The organism is Agrobacterium sp. OT33 (assembly GCF_017313365.1).
Classification (GTDB): Bacteria; Pseudomonadota; Alphaproteobacteria; order Rhizobiales; family Rhizobiaceae; genus Agrobacterium; species Agrobacterium rhizogenes_A.
Genome location: NZ_JAFLMZ010000002.1, coordinates 292,987 through 313,016, shown reverse-complemented (window position 1 = coordinate 313,016; position 20,030 = coordinate 292,987). Strand labels below are relative to the sequence as shown.

The following is a 20,030-nucleotide window of genomic DNA, read 5'->3' as shown; positions in this document are numbered from 1 at the left end:
CCGGAAGGCCGGTGCGATGCACACGGCCGGCAACAAAAAACCGCGCCTCTTTCGGGAAGCGCGGCTCTCGATGCCATCAAGAAATCGATGCGTCTCAGGTCCGCTCGATGCGGATGACCTGCGGTTCGCTGACGAGATATTTCTCGTTCTTGATCGCCTTCACGGCCTTGCGGATCGCATCTTCCATCGTCGCGTGGGTGACAAGGATGATGGTCTGCGGCGCGCCTTCCACATGCACGCGCTGGCGCTGCACGATGGATTCCAGCGAGATGTTATTGTCAGCCATGCGGCTGGCGATGGAAGCAAAGACGCCCGCCTGATCCTTCACCGTCAGGCGAATGAAATAACCGCCCTCATGGCTCTTCATCTTGGCGCGACGATAGTCCGTCAGCGATTTCGCCGGACGGCCGAGCACAGGCACCTGCTGGGCGCCCGGACGGCTCTTGGCGATATCGGCGATGTCACCCAGCACGGCGGACGCGGTGGCGTTGCCGCCGGCACCCGGACCAACCATCAGCAATTCGCCGAGAATATCGGATTCGATCGCCACCGCATTGGTCACGCCGTCCACCTGTGCGATGACGGAATCGAGCGGCACCATGGTCGGATGCACCCGCTGCTCGATGCCGGATTCGGTCACCTGCGCCACGCCGAGAAGCTTGATGCGATAACCAAGTTCGGCAGCCGCCTGAATATCCTCGCTCGAAATATTGGTGATGCCTTCGAGATAGATGTCATCGGCAGAAATCTTGTTGCCGAAGGCAAGCGTCGTCAGAATGGCGAGCTTGTGAGCGGTGTCGTTGCCCTCGATATCGAAAGCCGGATCGGCCTCCGCATAACCCAGCCGCTGCGCTTCCTTCAGACAGGCATCGAAGGACAGCCCTTCCTTCTCCATCTTGGTGAGGATGTAGTTGCAGGTGCCGTTCATGATGCCGTAGATGCGCGACACATGGTTGCCGGTCAAGGATTCACGCAGCGCCTTGATGACGGGAATACCGCCGGCCACCGCCGCTTCGAAATTGAGAAGCGCGCCCTTGTCTTCAGCAATGGTCGCCAGTTCCACGCCGTGCTTGGCCAGCAGCGCCTTGTTGGCTGTCACCACATGGAGACCGCGTGCGAGTGCGGCCCGCACCGCATTTTCAGCCTGGCCGGAAGCACCGCCGACCAGTTCGACGAACACGTCGATATCGGCTTCGCTCGCCAGCTGCTCCGGCGTGTCGAACCAGGTAATACCCTTGAGATCGATGCCGCGGTCACGCGAACGGTCGCGCGCGCTCACCGCAATAATCTCAATCGCGCGTCCGCAGGTAATCGCAAGTTCGTTGCTTCTCTGCTGGAGGATGCGCACGAGCGAAGCGCCGACAGTGCCGAGCCCCGCTATGCCGATTCTCAATGAATCTGCCATGGGTATGTTCCTGATTTGCTGGTGATGGTGGCGGCCGAGGCCCGGCCGCCTTCGGTTGCCCTTATCTGTGGGCGTTAAGCGAAACGACATTGTGCATCGTTTCGTCTGCGCTCGACAGGAAACGCTTCAGATTGCGCGCTGCCTGACGAATTCGATGCTCGTTTTCCACGAGCGCGAGACGGACGTAGTCATCGCCCATCTCGCCAAAGCCGATGCCGGGAGCAACGGCGATATCGGCCTTCTCGACCAGAAGCTTGGAGAATTCCAGGCTGCCGAGATGGCGGAATTTTTCCGGAATCTTCGCCCAGGCGAACATCGTCGCCGCCGGCGGCGGAACCTCGAAACCGGCCTTGCCGAAGGTGTCGACCATGACATCGCGGCGGCGGCGATAGACATTGCGCACTTCGGCGATGTCGGAGCCGTCACCGTTCAGCGCATGGGTCGCCGCAACCTGGATCGGCGTGAAGGCACCGTAATCGAGATAGGACTTCACACGCGTCAGCGCCGCGATCAGCCGCTCGTTGCCAACGGCAAAGCCCATGCGCCAGCCGGGCATGGAGAAGGTCTTCGACATGGAGGTGAACTCCACCGCAACGTCGATTGCGCCGGGAACCTCCAGAACCGAAGGCGGCGGATTGTTTTCGTCGAAATAGATTTCCGAATAGGCAAGGTCGGAAAGCACGATGATCTCGTGCTTCTTCGCGAAGGCGATGACATCCTTGTAGAAATCCAGCGAGGCCACATGCGCCGTCGGGTTCGACGGGTAGTTGATGATCAGCGCCAGCGGTTTGGGAATGGAGTGGCGCACCGCACGCTCCAAGGGCCCGAAGAAGCTCTCATCCGGCTCGACATTCATCGAGCGGATAACGCCGCCCGCCATCAGGAAGCCGAAGGCATGGATCGGATAGGTGGGGTTCGGACACAGGATCACGTCACCCGGTGCGGTGATGGCCTGCGCCATATTGGCGAAGCCTTCCTTGGAGCCGAGCGTGGCGACGACCTGGGTATCGGGGTTCAGCTTCACGCCGAAACGGCGGGCATAATAGGCGGCCTGCGCGCGGCGAAGACCGGGAATGCCCTTGGACGAGGAATAACGATGGGTGCGCGGGTCCTGAACGACTTCGCAAAGCTTGTCGACGATCGCCTTGGGGGTCGGAAGGTCGGGATTGCCCATGCCGAGATCGATGATATCGGCCCCGGCCGCTCGCGCGCTCGCTTTCAAACGGTTGACCTGTTCGAAGACGTATTGCGGCAGACGCCGGACCTTGTGAAACTCTTCCATCACTTTCCTCATGGGAATGGACCGGTTCTGCCGGCCCATAACGAAGGTTCGTTTTTTGTTTTTAAACGCCGCCGACACGAACCCATCCGGCAGGCGTTATTCATTGTAGCGCAAAGCACGGGAAAACCTACAAGGCTTTTCTCGGCCCACACGCCATCGCGATCATCCGCCTGTGCTTCGGCACAGCCTTTTCGGCCCCTTTGGCAAGGCGGATCGCGCAATAGGATCAAGGAACTTGCATAACGCCAGATTCTTGGAAAATGCAAGGCAAGCCATGCTCAAGAACGGCCATTCCTGTCGTTCAGCCGCGCTCGCCGTTCACAATTGCCGCACGGATGAGCGAAAGCACGCGCTCCGGCTTGATATCCGTGCAGACGAGCTGGCTCGGATGCCCGTCCCAGTCGCCCGGCGGAAAGGCGCGGCCATCCGGCTTCTGGATGGTCTGGCCGTCGGCAAGCCCGCCGCAGACGACACGCACCGGGCCGCTGCGGGTCTCGAAAAGCTCAGGCGCGACGAGATAGACGCAGGCGCAGCTGTCATGCACCACCATGCCGTCGCCGGTGCGGGTCTTGTAGAAATCAATGTAGAATTGCGACAGGTCGGACAAGAGCTGCACCGGCTTGCCGCCGGCCTTTGCCATCTCAGCCATGAAGGCGCTGGTCATTACCGTTTTCGTCGTTACATCGAGACCGACGACGACCACGCGCCAGGGCGCGGTGAAGACGAGATCGGCCGCTTCCGGGTCGCCGTGGATATTGGCCTCGGCCGCTGGCGACACGTTGCCGTTCATGTCGAAGGCGCCGCCCATGACGATGACGTCTTTCACCAGCGCAGCAAAATCCGGCTCCTCGCGCAGCGCCAGCGCCAGATTGGTCATGCGGCCGACGGCAATCAGCGTCACCTCACCCGGATTGGCCTTCACCGTCTCGATGATGAAACGATGCGCCGGGCGTGGATCGAGCGGCAGATCGATGGTTTCTGGGATATCGATATCGCCGAGACCGTTTTCGCCATGGATGAAGGTCGGCCAGTGGCCTTCCTTGCGGGCGGGATCGAATGTTACGCCAGCACCTTTCGCAACCGGCGCCGTCATCTGCCATTCCCGCTTCAGGAACAGCGCATTGCGGGTGGTGATATCGATGGGCGCATTGCCGAAAACCGTGGTGACGCCGATCAGATCGATATCGGGGTGACGGTGCAGGAACAGAAGCGCCATGGCGTCGTCTACACCCGGATCCGTATCGAATATCACTTTATGCATAATGCCCTCATCCATATGTCTCAGGCGCCATCCGTCCTTCCGGTGACGCGCCACGGAAACATAACGATAAGCGGCAACACCGCAATCCCCCCGCAGGCGGCATATCATGCAGAAAAATATTGCGTGGCGGTCTTTTCGGTGAAAGAAGAAGCCCTCTCCCGCCGCCTGCCCGGACATCTTCAGTGCAAGACATCGCCCTCAACGTATTTATCGTCCTCTTCTGCGTCGCCATCTTTGCCGGATTTATCGATTCCATCGCCGGCGGCGGCGGCCTCATCACCATTCCGGCGATGCTGATCATGGGTATTGCGCCGCTCGACACGCTCGGCACCAACAAGCTGCAATCGCAGTTCGGCTCGGCCTCGGCCACGCTTGCCTATGCCCGGCGCGGCCATGTCAATCTGAAGGAACAATTGCCGATGGGGCTGATGGCCATGCTTGGCGGCATGCTGGGCGCCGTCACCGCCGCCTTCGTGCCGGCCGATCTGCTGCGCACCATCATGCCGTTCCTGCTGATCGCAATTGCGCTTTATTTCGCCTTCAAGCCGCAGCTCAGCGATATCGACAGTCACCGCCGCATCACACCCTTCGTGTTCGGCCTCACCGTCGCGCCGCTGGTCGGCTTTTACGATGGTGTTTTCGGCCCCGGCGCGGGGTCCTTCTACATGCTGGCTTTTGTGGCGCTCGCCGGTTTCGGCATGCTGAAGGCGACCGCCCATACCAAGCTTCTGAACCTCGGCTCTAACTTCGGCGGATTCGTCGTCTTCGCCATTGGCGGCGCGGTTCTGTGGAAGCTGGGATTGGCCATGGGTGCGGGACAGTTCATCGGCGCGCAGATCGGATCACGCTTCGCCATGAAAAACGGCGCGAAGATCATCCGCCCGCTTCTCGTTCTGTCCTGCCTGGCAATGGCGACGAAGCTTCTTGTCGATGCTTCATCCGCCTGGTCCATCGCCACGATCTGGGAAACCATCTTCCCGAAATGAGGGATGGCGGAGCGCCCCTTTCCCGCCATTGAAGGGCAGAGGCAAGGCGCTCCGATAGGTCAGCCGGTGGCGCGGCGCCGGCGATCGGCGATTTCCCTGATCACGACCATGGCGCCCACGAGCTTGTAGGCGGAGGAATAGCAGGGCGACATTTCCAGCGATTTCACGACCGTACGGCCGTTCTGGTCTTCCGCATAGGTGTATTTCGACGTATCGCCCTTGAAGCAATTGTCGAGCTTTTCCCTGAGGTCGTTCTGGAAACGATGCACGCCGACAAGCTCGGCGATATGGCAACCCAAAAGCCCATCCGGCGCATTGCGCTGGAAGGCATCCAGCGCATTGGCGAAGGACACGCGATAACCGGGGGAAACAATGACCACCGGCTCGTCGAGATCGTTGAGCATGTCCTCATCGAGGATCAGGTGGCGGTGATGCCACTCCAGAGTATCCTCATCCTCGTCGCCGATGACCTTCGCCTTCGGCGGCATGCCGACATATCGATCGACAAGCGTGCGCAGAAGCTCGGAATTGCGCTGCACGCAACCAAGGTCTTCCGCCTCGTGGTTGAGGAGGTCGATGGCGAAACGGAACTGCTCGCGAATATCTTCGGAGCTTTCGGTCTGACGGCCGACGACACGCTCGAGAAGCTGCTCCAGTTCACGCTCCAGCACTGCAATCTTGTCGGCCTCGTTTTTACCAACGGCAGATTGCAGTTCCGTATAACGCAGCCAGAACAGCTCAATCAAATCTTTCAACCCAATTCTCCCTGAACGGGCAAACACCCCGCTCCCAATCCAAAAGGATAGACCCTTACCCCTGATCTTAGCGTCTCTGCGCTTAAAAATGACGTAACGAAACGCAAAAACGCCGTGGGGATTGTAGTCCAAAATATCACAGCCACCGCTATTTTTTCAATTTCGATAATCCATGAACGAAAAATCAGGTTCCACTAATATGGAAAAATATCGAAACGCACAATTTCGCGGTCGAATTTGATGTGAATCGCGAAAAACGCCCGGTGCGGCCAGGGCCTCAGATCTGGTGCTTCACATCCCAGCGGTCGTGATACCACAGCCACTGCCCGGGATATTCGCGCACCCAGCTTTCCACCTTGTCGTTCAGAAGCTGTGCCGTTGCCTGAATATCGACATTGCCCTTTTCATCGCGGGGAATTTCGACCTTCGGTTCGATTTCCAGCCGGTAGCGATTGTCCGGCAGACGCACGCAGCGGGCGGGATAGACGTCGCAGTTGAACTGACGCACAAGCTTGGCCAGAAGCGGATTGGTGCGAACCTCGAGCCCGAAGAACTTCGTTGTCAGTCCCTTGCTGAATTTCTGGTCGACAAGCACGCCGACACCGCCGCCCCGCTCCAGCTGCCGCGCAAGCGCGAAGGAGGAACCGGCGTGCGAAGGCACGAGATTGCCCATGCGCTCCTTGCGGAAATTGAACACCTTGTCGGCCACGAAAGGATTGTTCGGCGGCCGGAACAGCACGGTGACATCAAGACCGAAGGCCGAACTGGCCACCGGCAGCAATTCGAAATTGCCACTATGGGCGGTAAAGACGATGAAGGGCCGCGGATTGTCGCGCAGTTCCAGAAAGGTCGGAATACCCTCGACCCGAATGCGGCCGGGCTCGTTCTTTTCCGGATCGAAATCGAACAGCCGGTCGAGAAACACATATTCCGCCGCAAGCCGGCCCATATTGGCCCAGCTGTCCATGGCGATCTCCAACCGCTCCTCCTCGGACTTCTCCGGAAAGGCGCGCGCCAGATTATGAAGCATCAGCTTGTGGCGGCCGGTTTTCGGCCCCACGAAGCGCGCCAGCCGGTCTGCGGCGCGAATGCCCGCATCGGCGGGGAAGAGCTTCAGCAGGTTGAGGAGACCGAAGGCGAATGTCGCGATCAGCCACTGCCGGAAGTGGTCCAGTTTCAGGACAATCCGCGTCAGGAACAGTTTCACGATGGTCAGTCCATCCGCAGAACGATCTTGCCGAACACCTGGCGCGTTTCCATGCGCTCCAGCGCCCGGTCGATATCGTCGAAGGTCACTTCGGTGTCGATGACGGGATGAACGATGCCACGCGCCATCTTCTGCATGGCATTGGCCATGTTTTCCATGCGGCAGCCGAAGGAGCCGAGCAGCTTGAGCTGCTGCTGGAACAGCATCATCAGGTTGATTTCGGTGGAAACGCCCGAGGTGGAGCCGCAGGTGACGAGACGGCCACCGCGCTTCAACGAGAACATCGAGGCGACGAAGGTGTCCTTGCCGACATGTTCGAACACCACGTCGACCCCCTTCTTTTTCGTCAGCTTGCGCACGACGCCTTCGAAACGGTCGGTCCGGTAATTGATGACGTGATCGGCGCCCAGCGCCTTCGCCCGTTCGATCTTGTCGTCGGAACCCACTGTCGTGATGACGGTGCAGCCCATCTTCTTGGCAAGCTGGATCGCCGCCGTACCGATGCCGGAACCGCCGGCATGGATGAGGATGGTTTCGCCGGGCTCCAGCTTGGCATTGTCGAACAGCATGTGCTCGACCGTGCCGAAGGTCACCGGCGCGAGAGCCGCAGCAACGGCATCAATGCCGTGGGGTGCTGGCACGAGTTGGCGGGCGGGAATATTGATCTTTTCCTGCGCGAAACCGTCCAGGTGGAAACCGTGCACGCCCTGAACGTGTTCGCACAGATTGTCACGGCCTTCGCGACAGGGCTTGCACAGCCCGCAGGTGCGTGCGCCATAAACCGAGACGAGCTGGCCGGGCAACACGTTCGAAACACCCGGGCCGATGGCCTCAACCACACCCGAAGCCTCGGCACCGATGGTGAGCGGCATCTTGCGCTTGGCGAAAGCCATGCCGCGCCAGCCCCACACGTCGATGTGGTTCAGCGCCACGGCCTTGACGCGCAGCGTCACCTCGCCCGGGCCCGGTGCATCCGGTTCAGGCAGATCCACTTTTTCGAGCTTCCGGTCGTCCACGAGTTGAAGAGCGCGCATATATCAGTCCTTCGCCCGAGGGCGTTATTTAAAAATCATTCCAGCAAAACTCTGTAACCGTTTTGCGGCCGGAATGCGTAATCAAAGAAGCGAGAGCGTTTCCGCAAAATATTCGGAAACGCTCCTGTTTGTGGCGAAACCGGTCAGGCCGGTTCCCGCGTCATGACAAGGCTGGCATTCTGCCCGCCAAACCCGAAGGAGTTGGACAGAACCGCGCCCACCTGTGCATCCCGCTTCACATTCGGCACCACGTCGAGCGTGATGGTCGGATCGGGATTATTGTAGTTGATCGTCGGCGGCAAAGTGCCGGTCAGCATGGTCTGCAGCGAGAACACCGCTTCCACGGCGCCCGCTGCGGTCAGGGTATGGCCGATCATCGACTTGTTGGACGACAGCGGAATATCCTTCAGGCCTTCGCCGAAGACGGCAAGCATGGAGCCATATTCCATCTTGTCGTTCTCAGGCGTCGAAGTACCGTGGGCGTTGATGTAACCGATATCGCTTTCGGCCACGCCCGCATCGGCCAGTGCCGCGCGGATCGTCGCAATCGCCGGGCCGCCATCGGGCGAAGACCGGGTGCGGTGGAAGCTGTCGGCCTTCTCGCCCGCACCCTTGATGATGCCGAGCACCTTCGCGCCGCGTGCAACCGCTGCTTCGAGCGATTCCAGCACCAGCGTCGCAGCACCTTCGGCGATCACGAAACCGTCGCGATCCTTGCTGAACGGCTTGGAAGCCTTTTCCGGCGGGTCGTTCTGGGTCGAAAGCGCGGAGAGAAGCGAGAAGCGGATCAGCGCTTCGGCGCTGACCGAACCGTCGGTCGCAACCGTCAGCGCCCGCTCCGTGCGGCCCTGGCGGATGGCTTCGACGCCAAGCTGGATCGCGGTGGCACCGGATGCACAGGCGGTGGAAAGCGTGACCGGCAGGCCGCGTGTGCCGAAACGGTCGGAAAGACGTTCGGAAATCGCGCCGAACAGGGCGGCTTCCTGGAACGCCGGGTCGGGACGCTGGCGGAAGGCGGTCAGGAACCGTTCATAGGCATCGCCCGGCTGGGCGGCCGGCGGAGACCGGTCGGCAAGCTCGAAACGGGCGCTCCATTCCGGCTCGATCGGTGGTGCCGCGAGAAACAGCGGGCCGTCGAAATCGCCTGATATACCGGCCTGCGCCAGAGCCTCTATGGTGGTTTCGCGGGCAAAAGCATAAGAGCGCTCAACGGAATTCGGAACCGGGATATCGATGAAATCCACCGTGCCGCTGATCCGCGTCGAAAGCCCCTCGGTCGGGAAACGGGTAATCTTGTGAATGCCCGACTTGCCCGATGTCAGCGCCGCCCAGTTATCGGCAAGCCCCTGCCCGAGCGACGTGATGATGCCCATGCCGGTGACGGCGACGATGGGACGACCGAGATGATCCCTGAAATTGGAAGTCATGATCTTTCTCCTCACACGTCGCGGGACAGAACGGCGACACCTTCGCCGCGCACATGGCCGACGGTGGTGACGACGGCTTCGCTGGCCGCCTCGCCCATGGGCTTTTCCTGCGCCGCATCGAAAGCCGGCACCTTCGCACCGCTTTCAAGCGTCAGCGCGGCGAGCGCCAGTCCGAGCGGAAACTGTGCTTCCAGCCCATGACCGGTGACACCGCCAAAACCGCGAATGACAGCATTCGGCAGCGCCTTTTCGAGAATGTCCTTCTCGCGGGCCGTCACGCCGTCATAACCGCTCGCGCCGGAGAACACGACGGTCGCCGCACTGTCCTTTGCGGGAGCAAGCAGGCGTCCCATGCGCTTTTCCATCTTACCGTCATCGCGGCTGCCGCGGTCGCCCTCAATGGCGTCGATACGGGCATAAATGCGCGCGCCGCGCGCACTGGCATGCTTGCGTGATTCCAGGACGAGGAAAGCTCCCAGCGAACCGGAAATCATGCCGCCGCCATCCTTGTCGCCACGCGACCACAGCGGCTGCCAGCCGCCCTGCGCATGCGCGCCGATGGCCTCGAACAGCAGGATCATGTCGGGACGTTCGGCCGAAAAGGCGCCGCCTACCAGAGCATGGCTCGATTCGCCGGAACGGATACGGTGAAATGCGGTTTCGACGGCGGAAATGCCGGCCGCTTCTTCACCCATGAAGGTGCGGGACGAACCGGTGACCTTGTGCACGATGGAGATATTGCCGGCCATCAGGTTGGAAAGCTGGGCGAGAAACAGCGTCGGGCGCAATTCCGTCGTCAGCTTCTCATTGAGCAGCACTTCGCGGTCGTTGCGCTTCAGCGCCTCGTCGACGATCAGCGTATCGACATTGATGTCGCGCTCGCCGCCGCCGGCGGCAACGATCATGTCCATGGTGGCGCAGGCTTCGGCATTGTCCTTCAGCCCGGCATCATCAAGCGCCAGACCCGCGGCGAAAACACCGAGGCGCTGCCAGTTTTCCATCTGGCGCTGGTCGCCGCGCTTGGCGATCTGCGCGGACCAGTCGATCTCCGGCATGGGATGAACCGGATAGGGCCTGAACTTTTCGGTCTCGACAATCGTCGCCGGCGCGGCCGTTCCAGAAAGAAGCGCCAAATGCGCCTGGCTGCCGACGCCGTGACAGGTCACGATGCCAACCCCTGTTATCACCACATCATTGTCAGATTTCATCGTTTGTCATCCTTTGCAGCCGGCCCCGCCGAAACGGTCACGGCTATCCACAGCGGTTGCGAACAACCACGTCATGTGTTGCGGAATAAAGCCCGCGGTGCGGATTGGCAATGGTGAAGGCCTGATCCGCCGTCGCGCGCCCACGATTTTCATGCTTCGAAACCGGACCGACGGGAAAACGGCCCTCTTCAAAACGGGTGGAAACGCTTACCCCTGCGCATCCGCGGCAATGGCCGCCATCAGGCCGACTTCCTCGGCCCGCTTCTTGACGATCGGACCAAGCGGGATCTCGCTGAACGGCATGGTGCGCAATTTCAGCTGCGCGTCGCAGATCTTCTTGCCGGCAGAGGTGATCTTCGCCTTGGTGACGGCAAAGCCGGAACCGTCATGTTCCAGCACCGCCTCGATGTCGAGAACCGCGCCCGGCTCCACGAAGGTGCGCATCTTGGCGCCGTCGACCGACATCAGGAACGGCATGGACGCAAAATCGGAAAATGCCAGAACCAGCATGCCGGAAGCCTGCGCCATGGTCTCGATCAGAAGCACGCCCGGAACCAGCGGCATGCCGGGAAAGTGGCCCTCGAACACCGGGCTCTTGTCGGGAACGACAGACTGCGCCCTCAATGTGCGCGTCGCCATGTCCACGGCTTCGACCTTGTCGATCATCTGAAAATATTCAAGCAGCATCCGTCCGGCCCGTCTCTGGTCGGTTAGTCATGATTTGCCCGCAGGCGGCATCAAAAGAAAATGCCCGCCGGAAGCGGGCATTGTCGCCTCAGCCCTTGGCTGCGCGCAATTCGTCGATCTTGGCGCAGAGGTTCTTCAGCACGAAATATTCTTCGGTGGAAACCTTGCCTTCGTTGACTTCCTGCGTCCACTGCTCGAGCGGAATCTTGATGCCGAATTCCTTGTCGATGGCGAAAACGATATCCAGAAAGTCGAGGCTGTCGATGCCCAGATCGTCGATCGTGTGGCTCTCCGGCGTAATGGTTTCGCGGTCGATTTCGCTGGTTTCGGCGATAATGTCGGCAACCTTGTCGAATGTAGCTGTCACGCCCATAATCCTTATTGTCGTTCGTATGAATTATCCTGTCTGACGCACCACATAGGCAAGTCGCGCAAAAAAGCCAATGGTTTCGTGACGTAACTTTGAAATTTGCCCCAAAACTGTTGCCTAAACAGCAACCGAATGGCGGCCGCGTCCATTGCCCAGATAGGTGTCGAAGATTGCCGCGATATTACGCACGAATGGCCTTCCCGCCTCCGTTACGGCAAAAACATCACCATCCAGAGCAACGATACCATCCCTGTCCCTGGCGGCGAAATCATGCGCCTGCAGCCTGACCGACTGGCTGACCGTGCCGAAACGCTGCCTCAGATCGGAAAGATCGAGCGTGAAATCACACATCAGCCTTTCTATGACATGAGACCGCAGCTGATCGTCCGCCGACAGTTCGATGCCCTTGACGACGGCAACCCCTTCTTCGCCCGCCATTCGCTGATATTCGCCCGTCGCGACCATGTTCTGCACGTAGCCCTGCGGCAACCGGCCGATCGATGATGCGCCAAGCCCGATGAGCGCGTCAGCCGTGTCCGTCGTGTAGCCCTGGAAATTCCGTCGCAGCGCGCCGGCCTCCGCCGCCTGGCACAACGTATCTGAAGGTTTGGCGAAATGATCGAGCCCCACCTGCCGGTATCCCGCCTGCTTCAGCATCTCGCCCGCCATGGTCATCTGGCGGTAACGCTCGGCAATATCAGGCAAGGCGTGTTCGGGGATCAGCGACTGGTGCTTCTTCATCCACGGCACATGGGCATAACCGAAAAGCGCGATGCGATCCGGATCGAGCGAGACGATCTGGTTCACTGTCTTCTGCAGGGTCTCGCAGGTCTGGAAAGGCAGGCCATAAAGAATGTCGCAATTGACCGAATGAACGCCCCTCGCCCGCACCGCATCGACAACGGATTTCGTCTGTTCGAAAGACTGAATTCGGTTGATGGTTTTTTGCACTTTGTCATCGAAGTCCTGAACCCCGAGACTCGCCCGCGACATGCCTATGGCGGCGAGCGCGTCATAACGGCTGTCGTCCAGATCATTGGGGTCCATTTCAACACTGATTTCAGGCGAAAGCCCAAAGGTGAAATGACGCCGCAGACAGTCCATCAGGCTGACCATATCTTCCGGTTTCAGCATGGTGGGAGAACCGCCGCCGAAATGCACCGCACTCACCACCGCATCGGGTGACACAAGCGCGCCGACCGCCTCGATCTCCTGCTTAAGTGCTTCCAGATAAACGGCAATCGGCTCGTATTTCAGCGTGTGCTTGGTATGACAGGCGCAGAACCAGCACAGCCTGTCGCAATAGGGAATATGCAGGTAGAGCGATATCCGGTTCCTGTGGTTCAACTCGCCGAGCCACCCGCGATAGGTGGCGTTATCGATTCCCTCGTGAAAATGCGGCGCGGTCGGATAGCTCGTGTAACGCGGCACTGCACCCGAATATTTGCGAAGAAGTTCGGTATTCATCACCGGATTTGCCTTTTATCAAGAAAATGTCGATTTCCTCTCTTTCAGTAACCGCTGCGACAGTTTGCAACTTTGACTTCAATCAAATTGCACCGTAAGTTCTTCCTAAAGTAGACGCTGGGGCGACGGCTACGCGGCGCAAGCCTTAAAAGAGACCGGATTTGACACCCACGGTCGCAATCGTCCCGAAAAAGCCAGCATCGGAAAAGGCTTATGGACACGCTGCAGAAGACCATCCACAATTCGGAAGAGCCCGTTGTTTGTCGTTCCTGCGAGGCGCGTCACGGCGGTCTTTGCAGCACGCTGACACCGCAGCAGCTTTGCGATCTCAACCGCCATTCCAGCCGCAAGAAACTGGAAGCCGGCAATGAGCTGCTCGGCCAGGGTGAACTCGTCACCTCCTATGGCAATATCCTCAATGGCGTGGTGAAGCTCTCCAAGATGATGGCGGACGGCCGCCAGCAGATTGTCGGCCTGCAATTCGCCCCGGATTTTCTTGGCCGGCCGTTCCTGGCCGAAAGCAAGATGACGGCAGAAGCGGCGACCGATGTGGAAATCTGCCTTTTCCCGCGCCGCGTCGTCGACCGCATGGTCTCCGAAGTGCCCGACATGGAACGCAAGCTCCATAACCAGTCCCTGAAAGAACTGGACGAAGCGCGCGACTGGATGCTGACGCTCGGCCGCAAATCGGCGCAGGAAAAGGTTGCCAGCTTCCTTTATATGATCGCCACCCATATCGATCCGGAAAACGACGACAAATCGGCTTTCGATCTGCCGCTGTCCCGTGCCGACATTGCCGATTTTCTTGGCCTCACCATCGAAACGGTGAGCCGGCAAATGACCAAGCTGCGCAAGGAAGGCATCATCCGCATCGAAAACAACCGTCATATCACGGTGCCCGATCTCGATGCGCTGAGCGAAGCCGCCGGCAACGACTGACCGGCGCTTCAACACCCTCTTCATCGTCCCTGAAGCGCGGATGTTCCAATGTTGAGATATGGCGCGCGCGCCTGAGCCGGTGCGAGCGCAAAACCGGCAAGAACCAGCAAAGCGGCGATGCATTTCATGATATTTCACCCTGTACGCCGCCTTTTCAGCGGCCTGTTTGTTATGGCTGCATCATAAGCGCAAAACCGCATCCATCCGCTTAACATCTTCGGTAAGCGGATGGTTCAAAGGCAGGGTAAAGAAGGGGTTATGATGTCGCGCCGGCCTGACCCGTTAGCGGTCAGTGCCACCATCCCAGGCGCGGCATACGCTCGCTCCATCTCAAGCCTCATGGCGCAGATGCGCCTGCCTGGTTTCAGGACGTGTTTCGTCACGAAAGGATGTGGGGTCGGTCCATTATATCGCGCATAACGCGCGGCATGATCTCACTGCGAGGCGGCAGGCGTCGCAACCGGCTTCTGATTTTCGGCAAGCGCCCGCAGTTCGGCCACCCGACGCTTGTATTCGGCTTCAGAAATCTGGCCGTTGCGGCGGGCAGCACCGAGGCGCGACAGGCTCGATTCCATGGTGGAGGCCTCATCGTCGCCCATCTGGGTTCCGGCAGCCGTCATCGGCGCCGAGAAGGTCGGATAGGTGCCGGTATCGCGCTTCTGGCTCACCGCATTGTCGCTGACGGGGCGCGGACCGACGATTTCGGCGGTCGGGCGGCGCATATGGGCGGGGGCGACGATCGGCTCAGGCGCCTTGCAGGCGGCGAGCCCGGTAACAAACAGGGCGCCGGACAGCGAAATCACAGCGATTCTCACGGCATTTTCCGCATATGTTCCCCATGTGCCCATGTGCTTGCCCATCGTCATGTTCCGCCTGTAAGGATATCTGCCGATATCGAATTCGACCACGGTTCGGCCGTTTGCGGCCTCCCCTTGCTGGTGGAACTTGTATTCGTTTTCATGCAGAATGTGCAAATACAAATTTGGTGGAGGACGACGCATGGCAGGTGTTGACGGCGGGGGCACGAAAAAGGGTGGCAAAACGCCCGGTTTCGACGCCAGCTCCGCCGAGGCCTACCTGATCCGCGATCCCGAAGCCTTCGCGGTCAACATCGCCCGCGCGCTGGAAAATCTCGGCAAGGCCGCATCCGAATGGCTGGCGCCGCGCGAACGCGGTGAAATCCCTCAAACCAGCGCCGATCCGCTGACCGACCTCGTCAAGACACTGTCCGATGTCGCCGAATATTGGATGGCCGAGCCGAAGCGGTCGCTGGAAGCGCAGACCCACCTGCTTTCCAGCTATTACGATCTGTGGGCAAAATCGGTGGCGCAGTTTTCCGGCGATGCTGATTCGCCCGCCGCATCCCCAGCAGAAGGCGGCACCACGGAACGCCGCAACCGGCGTTTTGCCGATGCCGACTGGCAGGCCAATCCGTTCTTCGATTTTCTCCTGAAAGCCTACCAGACCACCGTGGGCTTCGCCGACCGGATGGTGACGGAGGCCGAAGGGCTGGACGAACATACCCGCACCAAGGCGCTGTTTTACATGCGGCAGGTAACCGAGGCGCTTTCACCCGCCAATTTCGTCTTCACCAATCCGCAGGTCTTTCGCGAGACGGTGGCTTCCAGCGGCGCCAATCTCGTCAAGGGCATGGCGCAACTGGCGGAAGATGTCGCGGCCGGCAATGGCCACCTGAAACTGCGCCAGACGGATTACAGCAAATTCGTCATCGGCCAGAATATCGCGGTGACGTCAGGCAAGGTGGTGGCGAAAAGCCCGCTCTGCGAGATCATTCATTACGCGCCGACGACGCAGAAGGCTTTCAAACGGCCGCTGCTGATCGTGCCGCCATGGATCAACAAATTCTACATTCTTGACCTCAATCCGCAGAAATCCTTCGTCGGCTGGTGCCTTGAACAGGGTCACAGCGTCTTCATGGTCTCCTGGATCAACCCGGACGCCCGCCTCGCCGACAAGGGCTGGGACGACTACATCCGCGAGGGCATCGATTTCGCCCTCGACACCATCGAGCAAAGAACCGGCGAGAAACAAATCAACGCCATCGGTTATTGCGTCGGCGGCACGCTTTTATCCTCGGCGCTGGCATTACATGCGCAGCAGGGCGATGAGCGCATCCGCAGCGCCACGCTGCTGGCCGCCCAAACCGATTTCATCCATGCCGGCGACCTCAAGGTCTTCATCGATGAAGGCCAGCTTGCCGCGCTCGACAGACACATGCAGGCGGTCGGTTATCTCGACGGTTCGATCATGGCCACCGTCTTCAACATGCTGCGCGCCTCCGATCTCATCTGGCCCTATATGGTCGATAATTACCTGCGCGGCACCGAACCCCTGCCCTTCGATCTGCTCTACTGGAATTCCGATTCGACCCGGGTGACGGCCGCCAGCCATTCCTTCTATCTGCGCAATTGTTACCTCGAGAACAATCTCGCCCGCGGGCTGATGCGCGTCGCCGGCAAGCGGATCAATCTCGGCGACATCAAGATACCCGTCTATGATCTCGCCACCCGCGATGACCATATCGCACCGGCGAAATCGGTCTTCACCGGTGCTGCGCTGTTCGGTGGACCCGTGGAATTCGTGCTCGGCGCTTCCGGCCACATCGCCGGCGTCGTCAATCCGCCGCAGCTTGAGAAATACCAATATTGGACAGGCCCATCACCAGCCGGAGACTTCGACGCCTGGCAGGCCGCCGCCACCGCCCATAAGGGCTCCTGGTGGGTGCACTGGCAAAACTGGATCGAAAGCCAGGATGGCGAGAAGGTAAAGGCGCGAAAACCGGAAGACGGCAAGCGCGCCGTACTCGGCGATGCGCCGGGAACCTACGTCCTTTCCTGACCACACCCATCATTTCCCATCTTTCAGGTCACATGTTCTTCACCCCCCCGCTTACTCCCGCCACGCTGATTTCCCGCTACAAGCGTTTCCTCTTCGATGCCGTTCTGGAGGACGGCACGGCGATTACCGGCTCCTGCCCCAACACCGGCTCCATGCGCGGGCTGACGACACCGGGCTCCCGCATATGGCTGTCCGAACATGACAGCCCCACCCGCAAATACCGGCACATGCTGGAAATGGTCGAGGCCGATGGCACCGTGGTCGGCATCAATACCGGCATGCCGAACCGGCTGGCGGAAGAAGCGATCCTCACCGGCCGTATCCCCGAACTCGGCGGCTATTCGACGATCAGGCGCGAACAGAAATACGGCCGCAATTCCCGCATCGATTTTCTGTTGTCCGAACCCGGCCGGCCGGATGCCTATGTTGAGGTGAAGAACGTGCATTTCATGCGCGAGAAGGGGCTGGCCGAGTTTCCCGATACGGCCACCAAACGCGGTGCGAAGCATCTGGAGGAACTGGGTGACGCTGCGGAAGCAGGTTATCGTTCGGTGATGCTCTATCTCATCCAGCGCGACGATTGCGACCGGATGCGCATCTGCGACGATCTCGACCCGGTCTATGCGCTGGCGTTTCAGCGGGCCATGACGCGCGGCGTGGAGGCCTATGCGGTGAAATGCACGGTCTCCCCGGCACAAATTTCGGTCAGCGGAACGGTTAAGATGGACGAATGGCGTCCAGCTGTTTTATGAACAGGGACGTAAAGAGACAGAAAGCACCAAGATGGTCACCTATATCGACGCAGCCTCCGCCCCCCTCAAGAACACCGGCGTCATCCGCCTCTATACCCCTGAGGACTTTGACGGGATGCGCAAGGCGTGCCAGCTGACGGCGCGTTGCCTCGATGAACTGGCGGCGATCGTCAAGCCCGGCGTGACGACGGATGCCATCGACCGTTTCGTCTTCGAATTCGGCGCCGACCACGGCGCGCTGCCGGCGACGCTGAATTATCGCGGTTACACGAAATCCGTCTGCACCTCGATCAACCATGTCGTCTGCCACGGCATTCCGGATGCGAAGCCGCTGCGCGAAGGCGATATCGTCAATATCGACGTGACCTATGTGCTGGATGGATGGCATGGCGATTCGAGCCGCATGTATCCGGTCGGCCAGATCAAGCGCGCCGCCGAGCGGCTGATGGAAGTGACCTATGAATGCCTGCTGCGCGGCATCGCGGCGGTGAAGCCCGGCGTGCGCACCGGCGCGATCGGCGCGGCCATCCAGGCTTATGCGGAAGCGGAGCGCTGCTCTGTCGTGCGCGATTTCTGCGGCCACGGCGTCGGACGCCTGTTCCACGACACGCCGAACATCCTGCATTACGGCCGCCCGGACGAAGGGCCGGAAATCCGCGAAGGCATGATCTTCACCATCGAGCCGATGATCAATCTCGGCAAGCCGCATGTGAAGGTGCTTTCCGACGGCTGGACAGCGGTGACGCGCGACCGGTCGCTCTCCGCGCAATATGAACATGCCGTTGGCGTCACGGCCACCGGCTGCGAAATCTTCACGCTGTCACCGGGTGGTTTCGATCGCCCAGGCCTGCCGCCGCTTCCCCCCGCATAAGGCCAGACCGCCTATGGCAAAACGCCCTGCCCCGCCTTCCGCCGATCTTTCCACGACGTCAGGCTTTCAGGCGGGCGAAGGCGATTTTTTCAGCGAGGCGGATGAGCGCGGCTTTTTTGCCGAACCGCGAAGCGCGCCCAGAAAGCCCGAACGGGCCGCAGCCGTTGCAGAACAGGAAGCGGATGCCGCCCATTATCACGGCCACCGGGACCGGCTGCGGGCGCGCTACCGCGATGGCGGCGACGCGGCACTTGCCGACTATGAATTGCTGGAACTCCTGCTGTTCCGGCTGATCCCGAGGCGCGATACCAAACCGATCGCCAAGGCGCTGATTGCCCGTTTCGGAACGCTCGGCGGTGTTCTCGGCGCGCCTTTGCCACTGTTGCAGGAGGTGAAGGGCGTCGGCGAGGCCGTGGCGCTTGATCTGAAGCTCGTCGCTTCGGTCTCCCAGCGCATGCTGAAAAGCGAGATCCGCAACAAGCAGGTTTTGAGTTCCTGGTCATCGGTTATCGATTATTGCCATGCCGCCATGGCCCATGAAACGCGCGAACAGTTCCGTATCCTGTTCCTCGACAAGCGCAACGTCCTGATCGCCGACGAGGTGCAGGGTCAGGGAACCGTGGACCACACCCCGGTCTATCCGCGCGAAGTCGTGCGCCGCGCCCTTGAACTATCCTCTACCGCCCTGATTTTAATCCACAATCACCCAAGCGGGGACCCTACCCCCTCGCGTGCGGATATCGAGATGACCAAGACCATCATCGATACGGCCAAACCGCTCGGCATCGCCGTCCACGACCACATCATCATCGGCAAGGACGGCCATGCCAGCTTCAAGGGCCTGCGGCTGATCTGAGATCGCCGGAACGCTTTCTGAAAAAGTACGAAGCGCAAAAAAATACAATTAAAACAAAGATATAGACAATCATCAGACTTCAGCGAAAAGTGAAAGCACTCAGGCGCCGAGGCGAGAGCCTTAACACGCCTGCAACCCATAAGAGCGACATCAACACAAAATTAACACCTATAAATTAGCATTTCCGAAAATAATAAATCAAGGCATCGAACCTTGATGCCTTAAGGAACGGGGGTGCTTTATGCGTAATGGAGTACGTTTCTTTCGCGATCGATCCGGCTCGTCAGCCGTCGAGTTCGCCATCGTCGCGCCTATCTTCTTTCTCGTCCTGCTGACCATGATCGCCTACGGAATCTATCTGATGGCGGCCTATTCGGTGCAGCAGATCGCCGCCGACGCGGCAAGGACGGCTGTTGCCGGATTGAATACCACCGAGCGCCAGCAGCTGGCCCGGGATTTCGTCACCAGAAGCGATCTCAGTTACGCTTTCATGGACAAGAAGCGTTTCACCGTCGATGTCGCGACCGATCCCGCCAATGCCAACCAGTTCACGGTCAAGGTCGAATATGACGCCCGCGACCTGCCCATCTGGAGCCTCTACAGCTACACCCTGCCCGAGCCGGTCATCCGGCGTTTTTCCACCATCCGGATCGGAGGAGCATGA

19 protein-coding genes are annotated in these 20,030 nt (G+C 60.0%); 7 read left to right on the top strand and 12 right to left on the bottom strand.

Translation table 11 applies throughout. From position 1 onward, the window contains the following. Nucleotides 1-94: 94 nt before the first annotated feature. The 3 genes from JZX88_RS05520 to JZX88_RS05510 form a co-directional block, all read right to left on the bottom strand. Nucleotides 95-1,405 (bottom strand): homoserine dehydrogenase, encoded by a 1,311-nt coding sequence (locus tag JZX88_RS05520; protein WP_206912835.1) that lies wholly within the window; start codon nucleotides 1,403-1,405, stop codon nucleotides 95-97. Between the two features lie 61 nt (nucleotides 1,406-1,466). Beyond that, on the bottom strand, nucleotides 1,467-2,687 hold the full coding sequence (locus JZX88_RS05515; RefSeq protein ID WP_035223305.1) for an LL-diaminopimelate aminotransferase: 1,221 nt from the start codon (nucleotides 2,685-2,687) through the stop codon (nucleotides 1,467-1,469). 301 nt (nucleotides 2,688-2,988) lie between these two features. Next, the gene (locus JZX88_RS05510; protein ID WP_065116215.1) at nucleotides 2,989-3,948 is read right to left on the bottom strand and encodes a nucleoside hydrolase; all 960 of its coding nucleotides are present in this window, start codon (nucleotides 3,946-3,948) and stop codon (nucleotides 2,989-2,991) included. A gap of 182 nt (nucleotides 3,949-4,130) precedes the next feature. On the opposite strand from JZX88_RS05510, the gene JZX88_RS05505 reads away from it, so the two are divergent. Next, the gene (locus JZX88_RS05505; RefSeq protein ID WP_206912834.1) at nucleotides 4,131-4,934 is read left to right on the top strand and encodes a TSUP family transporter; all 804 of its coding nucleotides are present in this window, start codon (nucleotides 4,131-4,133) and stop codon (nucleotides 4,932-4,934) included. 59 nt (nucleotides 4,935-4,993) lie between these two features. On the opposite strand, the gene JZX88_RS05500 is transcribed toward JZX88_RS05505, so the two are convergent. The 8 genes from JZX88_RS05500 to hemN form a co-directional block, all read right to left on the bottom strand. Continuing rightward, nucleotides 4,994-5,689 carry a hypothetical protein gene (locus tag JZX88_RS05500; RefSeq protein WP_065115762.1) on the bottom strand — a complete coding sequence of 232 codons (696 nt, stop codon included), beginning with the start codon at nucleotides 5,687-5,689 and terminating at the stop codon, nucleotides 4,994-4,996. A 277-nt stretch (nucleotides 5,690-5,966) separates the two neighbouring features. Beyond that, the gene (locus JZX88_RS05495; RefSeq protein ID WP_065115763.1) at nucleotides 5,967-6,896 is read right to left on the bottom strand and encodes a lipid A biosynthesis lauroyl acyltransferase; all 930 of its coding nucleotides are present in this window, start codon (nucleotides 6,894-6,896) and stop codon (nucleotides 5,967-5,969) included. A gap of 5 nt (nucleotides 6,897-6,901) precedes the next feature. Then, nucleotides 6,902-7,930 carry a zinc-binding dehydrogenase gene (locus tag JZX88_RS05490; protein WP_006316337.1) on the bottom strand — a complete coding sequence of 343 codons (1,029 nt, stop codon included), beginning with the start codon at nucleotides 7,928-7,930 and terminating at the stop codon, nucleotides 6,902-6,904. 143 nt (nucleotides 7,931-8,073) lie between these two features. Next, nucleotides 8,074-9,357 carry a beta-ketoacyl-ACP synthase gene (locus tag JZX88_RS05485; RefSeq protein WP_065115765.1) on the bottom strand — a complete coding sequence of 428 codons (1,284 nt, stop codon included), beginning with the start codon at nucleotides 9,355-9,357 and terminating at the stop codon, nucleotides 8,074-8,076. A gap of 11 nt (nucleotides 9,358-9,368) precedes the next feature. After that, the gene (locus JZX88_RS05480) at nucleotides 9,369-10,565 is read right to left on the bottom strand and encodes a beta-ketoacyl-ACP synthase (RefSeq protein WP_065115766.1); all 1,197 of its coding nucleotides are present in this window, start codon (nucleotides 10,563-10,565) and stop codon (nucleotides 9,369-9,371) included. A gap of 207 nt (nucleotides 10,566-10,772) precedes the next feature. Next, on the bottom strand, nucleotides 10,773-11,252 hold the full coding sequence (locus JZX88_RS05475) for a 3-hydroxyacyl-ACP dehydratase FabZ family protein (RefSeq protein ID WP_206912833.1): 480 nt from the start codon (nucleotides 11,250-11,252) through the stop codon (nucleotides 10,773-10,775). An 88-nt stretch (nucleotides 11,253-11,340) separates the two neighbouring features. After that, nucleotides 11,341-11,625 (bottom strand): acyl carrier protein, encoded by a 285-nt coding sequence (locus JZX88_RS05470; RefSeq protein ID WP_003495848.1) that lies wholly within the window; start codon nucleotides 11,623-11,625, stop codon nucleotides 11,341-11,343. Between the two features lie 114 nt (nucleotides 11,626-11,739). Next, nucleotides 11,740-13,089, bottom strand: coding sequence for an oxygen-independent coproporphyrinogen III oxidase (hemN, locus tag JZX88_RS05465; RefSeq protein ID WP_065115768.1), 1,350 nt, complete (start codon nucleotides 13,087-13,089; stop codon nucleotides 11,740-11,742). A 213-nt stretch (nucleotides 13,090-13,302) separates the two neighbouring features. Between hemN and fnrN the strand changes: the two genes are divergently transcribed. Then, nucleotides 13,303-14,028 (top strand): transcriptional regulator FnrN, encoded by a 726-nt coding sequence (fnrN, locus tag JZX88_RS05460; protein ID WP_065115769.1) that lies wholly within the window; start codon nucleotides 13,303-13,305, stop codon nucleotides 14,026-14,028. Between the two features lie 434 nt (nucleotides 14,029-14,462). Here fnrN and JZX88_RS05455 read toward each other — a convergent pair whose 3' ends face one another. Beyond that, nucleotides 14,463-14,843 (bottom strand): hypothetical protein, encoded by a 381-nt coding sequence (locus JZX88_RS05455; RefSeq protein WP_295987828.1) that lies wholly within the window; start codon nucleotides 14,841-14,843, stop codon nucleotides 14,463-14,465. A gap of 184 nt (nucleotides 14,844-15,027) precedes the next feature. On the opposite strand from JZX88_RS05455, the gene JZX88_RS05450 reads away from it, so the two are divergent. The 5 genes from JZX88_RS05450 (at nucleotide 15,028) to JZX88_RS05430 (ending at nucleotide 20,030) form a co-directional block, all read left to right on the top strand. Next, nucleotides 15,028-16,887 carry an alpha/beta hydrolase gene (locus tag JZX88_RS05450; RefSeq protein ID WP_206912832.1) on the top strand — a complete coding sequence of 620 codons (1,860 nt, stop codon included), beginning with the start codon at nucleotides 15,028-15,030 and terminating at the stop codon, nucleotides 16,885-16,887. 32 nt (nucleotides 16,888-16,919) lie between these two features. Next, nucleotides 16,920-17,639 carry a DNA/RNA nuclease SfsA gene (gene sfsA, locus JZX88_RS05445; RefSeq protein ID WP_206912831.1) on the top strand — a complete coding sequence of 240 codons (720 nt, stop codon included), beginning with the start codon at nucleotides 16,920-16,922 and terminating at the stop codon, nucleotides 17,637-17,639. A gap of 31 nt (nucleotides 17,640-17,670) precedes the next feature. Beyond that, a complete protein-coding gene (gene map / locus JZX88_RS05440; RefSeq protein ID WP_142779246.1) occupies nucleotides 17,671-18,510 on the top strand; it encodes a type I methionyl aminopeptidase in 840 nt (279 codons plus the stop codon). 13 nt (nucleotides 18,511-18,523) lie between these two features. Next, nucleotides 18,524-19,366 carry a DNA repair protein RadC gene (gene radC / locus JZX88_RS05435; protein ID WP_174031508.1) on the top strand — a complete coding sequence of 281 codons (843 nt, stop codon included), beginning with the start codon at nucleotides 18,524-18,526 and terminating at the stop codon, nucleotides 19,364-19,366. Between the two features lie 241 nt (nucleotides 19,367-19,607). Next, complete coding sequence (locus tag JZX88_RS05430) at nucleotides 19,608-20,030, top strand: TadE/TadG family type IV pilus assembly protein (protein WP_065115774.1); 423 nt, start codon at nucleotides 19,608-19,610, stop codon at nucleotides 20,028-20,030.

Excerpts from the sequence above, each read along its gene's own strand:
- JZX88_RS05520 (WP_206912835.1), bottom strand. The coding sequence starts at position 1,405 with ATGGCAGATTCATTGAGAATCGGCATAGCGGGGCTCGGCACTGTCGGC.
- JZX88_RS05515 (WP_035223305.1), bottom strand. The coding sequence starts at position 2,687 with ATGGAAGAGTTTCACAAGGTCCGGCGTCTGCCGCAATACGTCTTCGAA.
- JZX88_RS05510 (WP_065116215.1), bottom strand. The coding sequence starts at position 3,948 with ATGCATAAAGTGATATTCGATACGGATCCGGGTGTAGACGACGCCATG.
- JZX88_RS05490 (WP_006316337.1), bottom strand. The coding sequence starts at position 7,930 with ATGCGCGCTCTTCAACTCGTGGACGACCGGAAGCTCGAAAAAGTGGAT.
- JZX88_RS05485 (WP_065115765.1), bottom strand. The coding sequence starts at position 9,357 with ATGACTTCCAATTTCAGGGATCATCTCGGTCGTCCCATCGTCGCCGTC.
- JZX88_RS05480 (WP_065115766.1), bottom strand. The coding sequence starts at position 10,565 with ATGAAATCTGACAATGATGTGGTGATAACAGGGGTTGGCATCGTGACC.
- JZX88_RS05475 (WP_206912833.1), bottom strand. The coding sequence starts at position 11,252 with ATGCTGCTTGAATATTTTCAGATGATCGACAAGGTCGAAGCCGTGGAC.
- JZX88_RS05470 (WP_003495848.1), bottom strand. The coding sequence starts at position 11,625 with ATGGGCGTGACAGCTACATTCGACAAGGTTGCCGACATTATCGCCGAA.
- hemN (WP_065115768.1), bottom strand. The coding sequence starts at position 13,089 with ATGAATACCGAACTTCTTCGCAAATATTCGGGTGCAGTGCCGCGTTAC.
- fnrN (WP_065115769.1), top strand. The coding sequence starts at position 13,303 with ATGGACACGCTGCAGAAGACCATCCACAATTCGGAAGAGCCCGTTGTT.
- JZX88_RS05450 (WP_206912832.1), top strand. The coding sequence starts at position 15,028 with ATGGCAGGTGTTGACGGCGGGGGCACGAAAAAGGGTGGCAAAACGCCC.
- sfsA (WP_206912831.1), top strand. The coding sequence starts at position 16,920 with ATGTTCTTCACCCCCCCGCTTACTCCCGCCACGCTGATTTCCCGCTAC.
- map (WP_142779246.1), top strand. The coding sequence starts at position 17,671 with ATGGTCACCTATATCGACGCAGCCTCCGCCCCCCTCAAGAACACCGGC.
- radC (WP_174031508.1), top strand. The coding sequence starts at position 18,524 with ATGGCAAAACGCCCTGCCCCGCCTTCCGCCGATCTTTCCACGACGTCA.
- JZX88_RS05430 (WP_065115774.1), top strand. The coding sequence starts at position 19,608 with ATGCGTAATGGAGTACGTTTCTTTCGCGATCGATCCGGCTCGTCAGCC.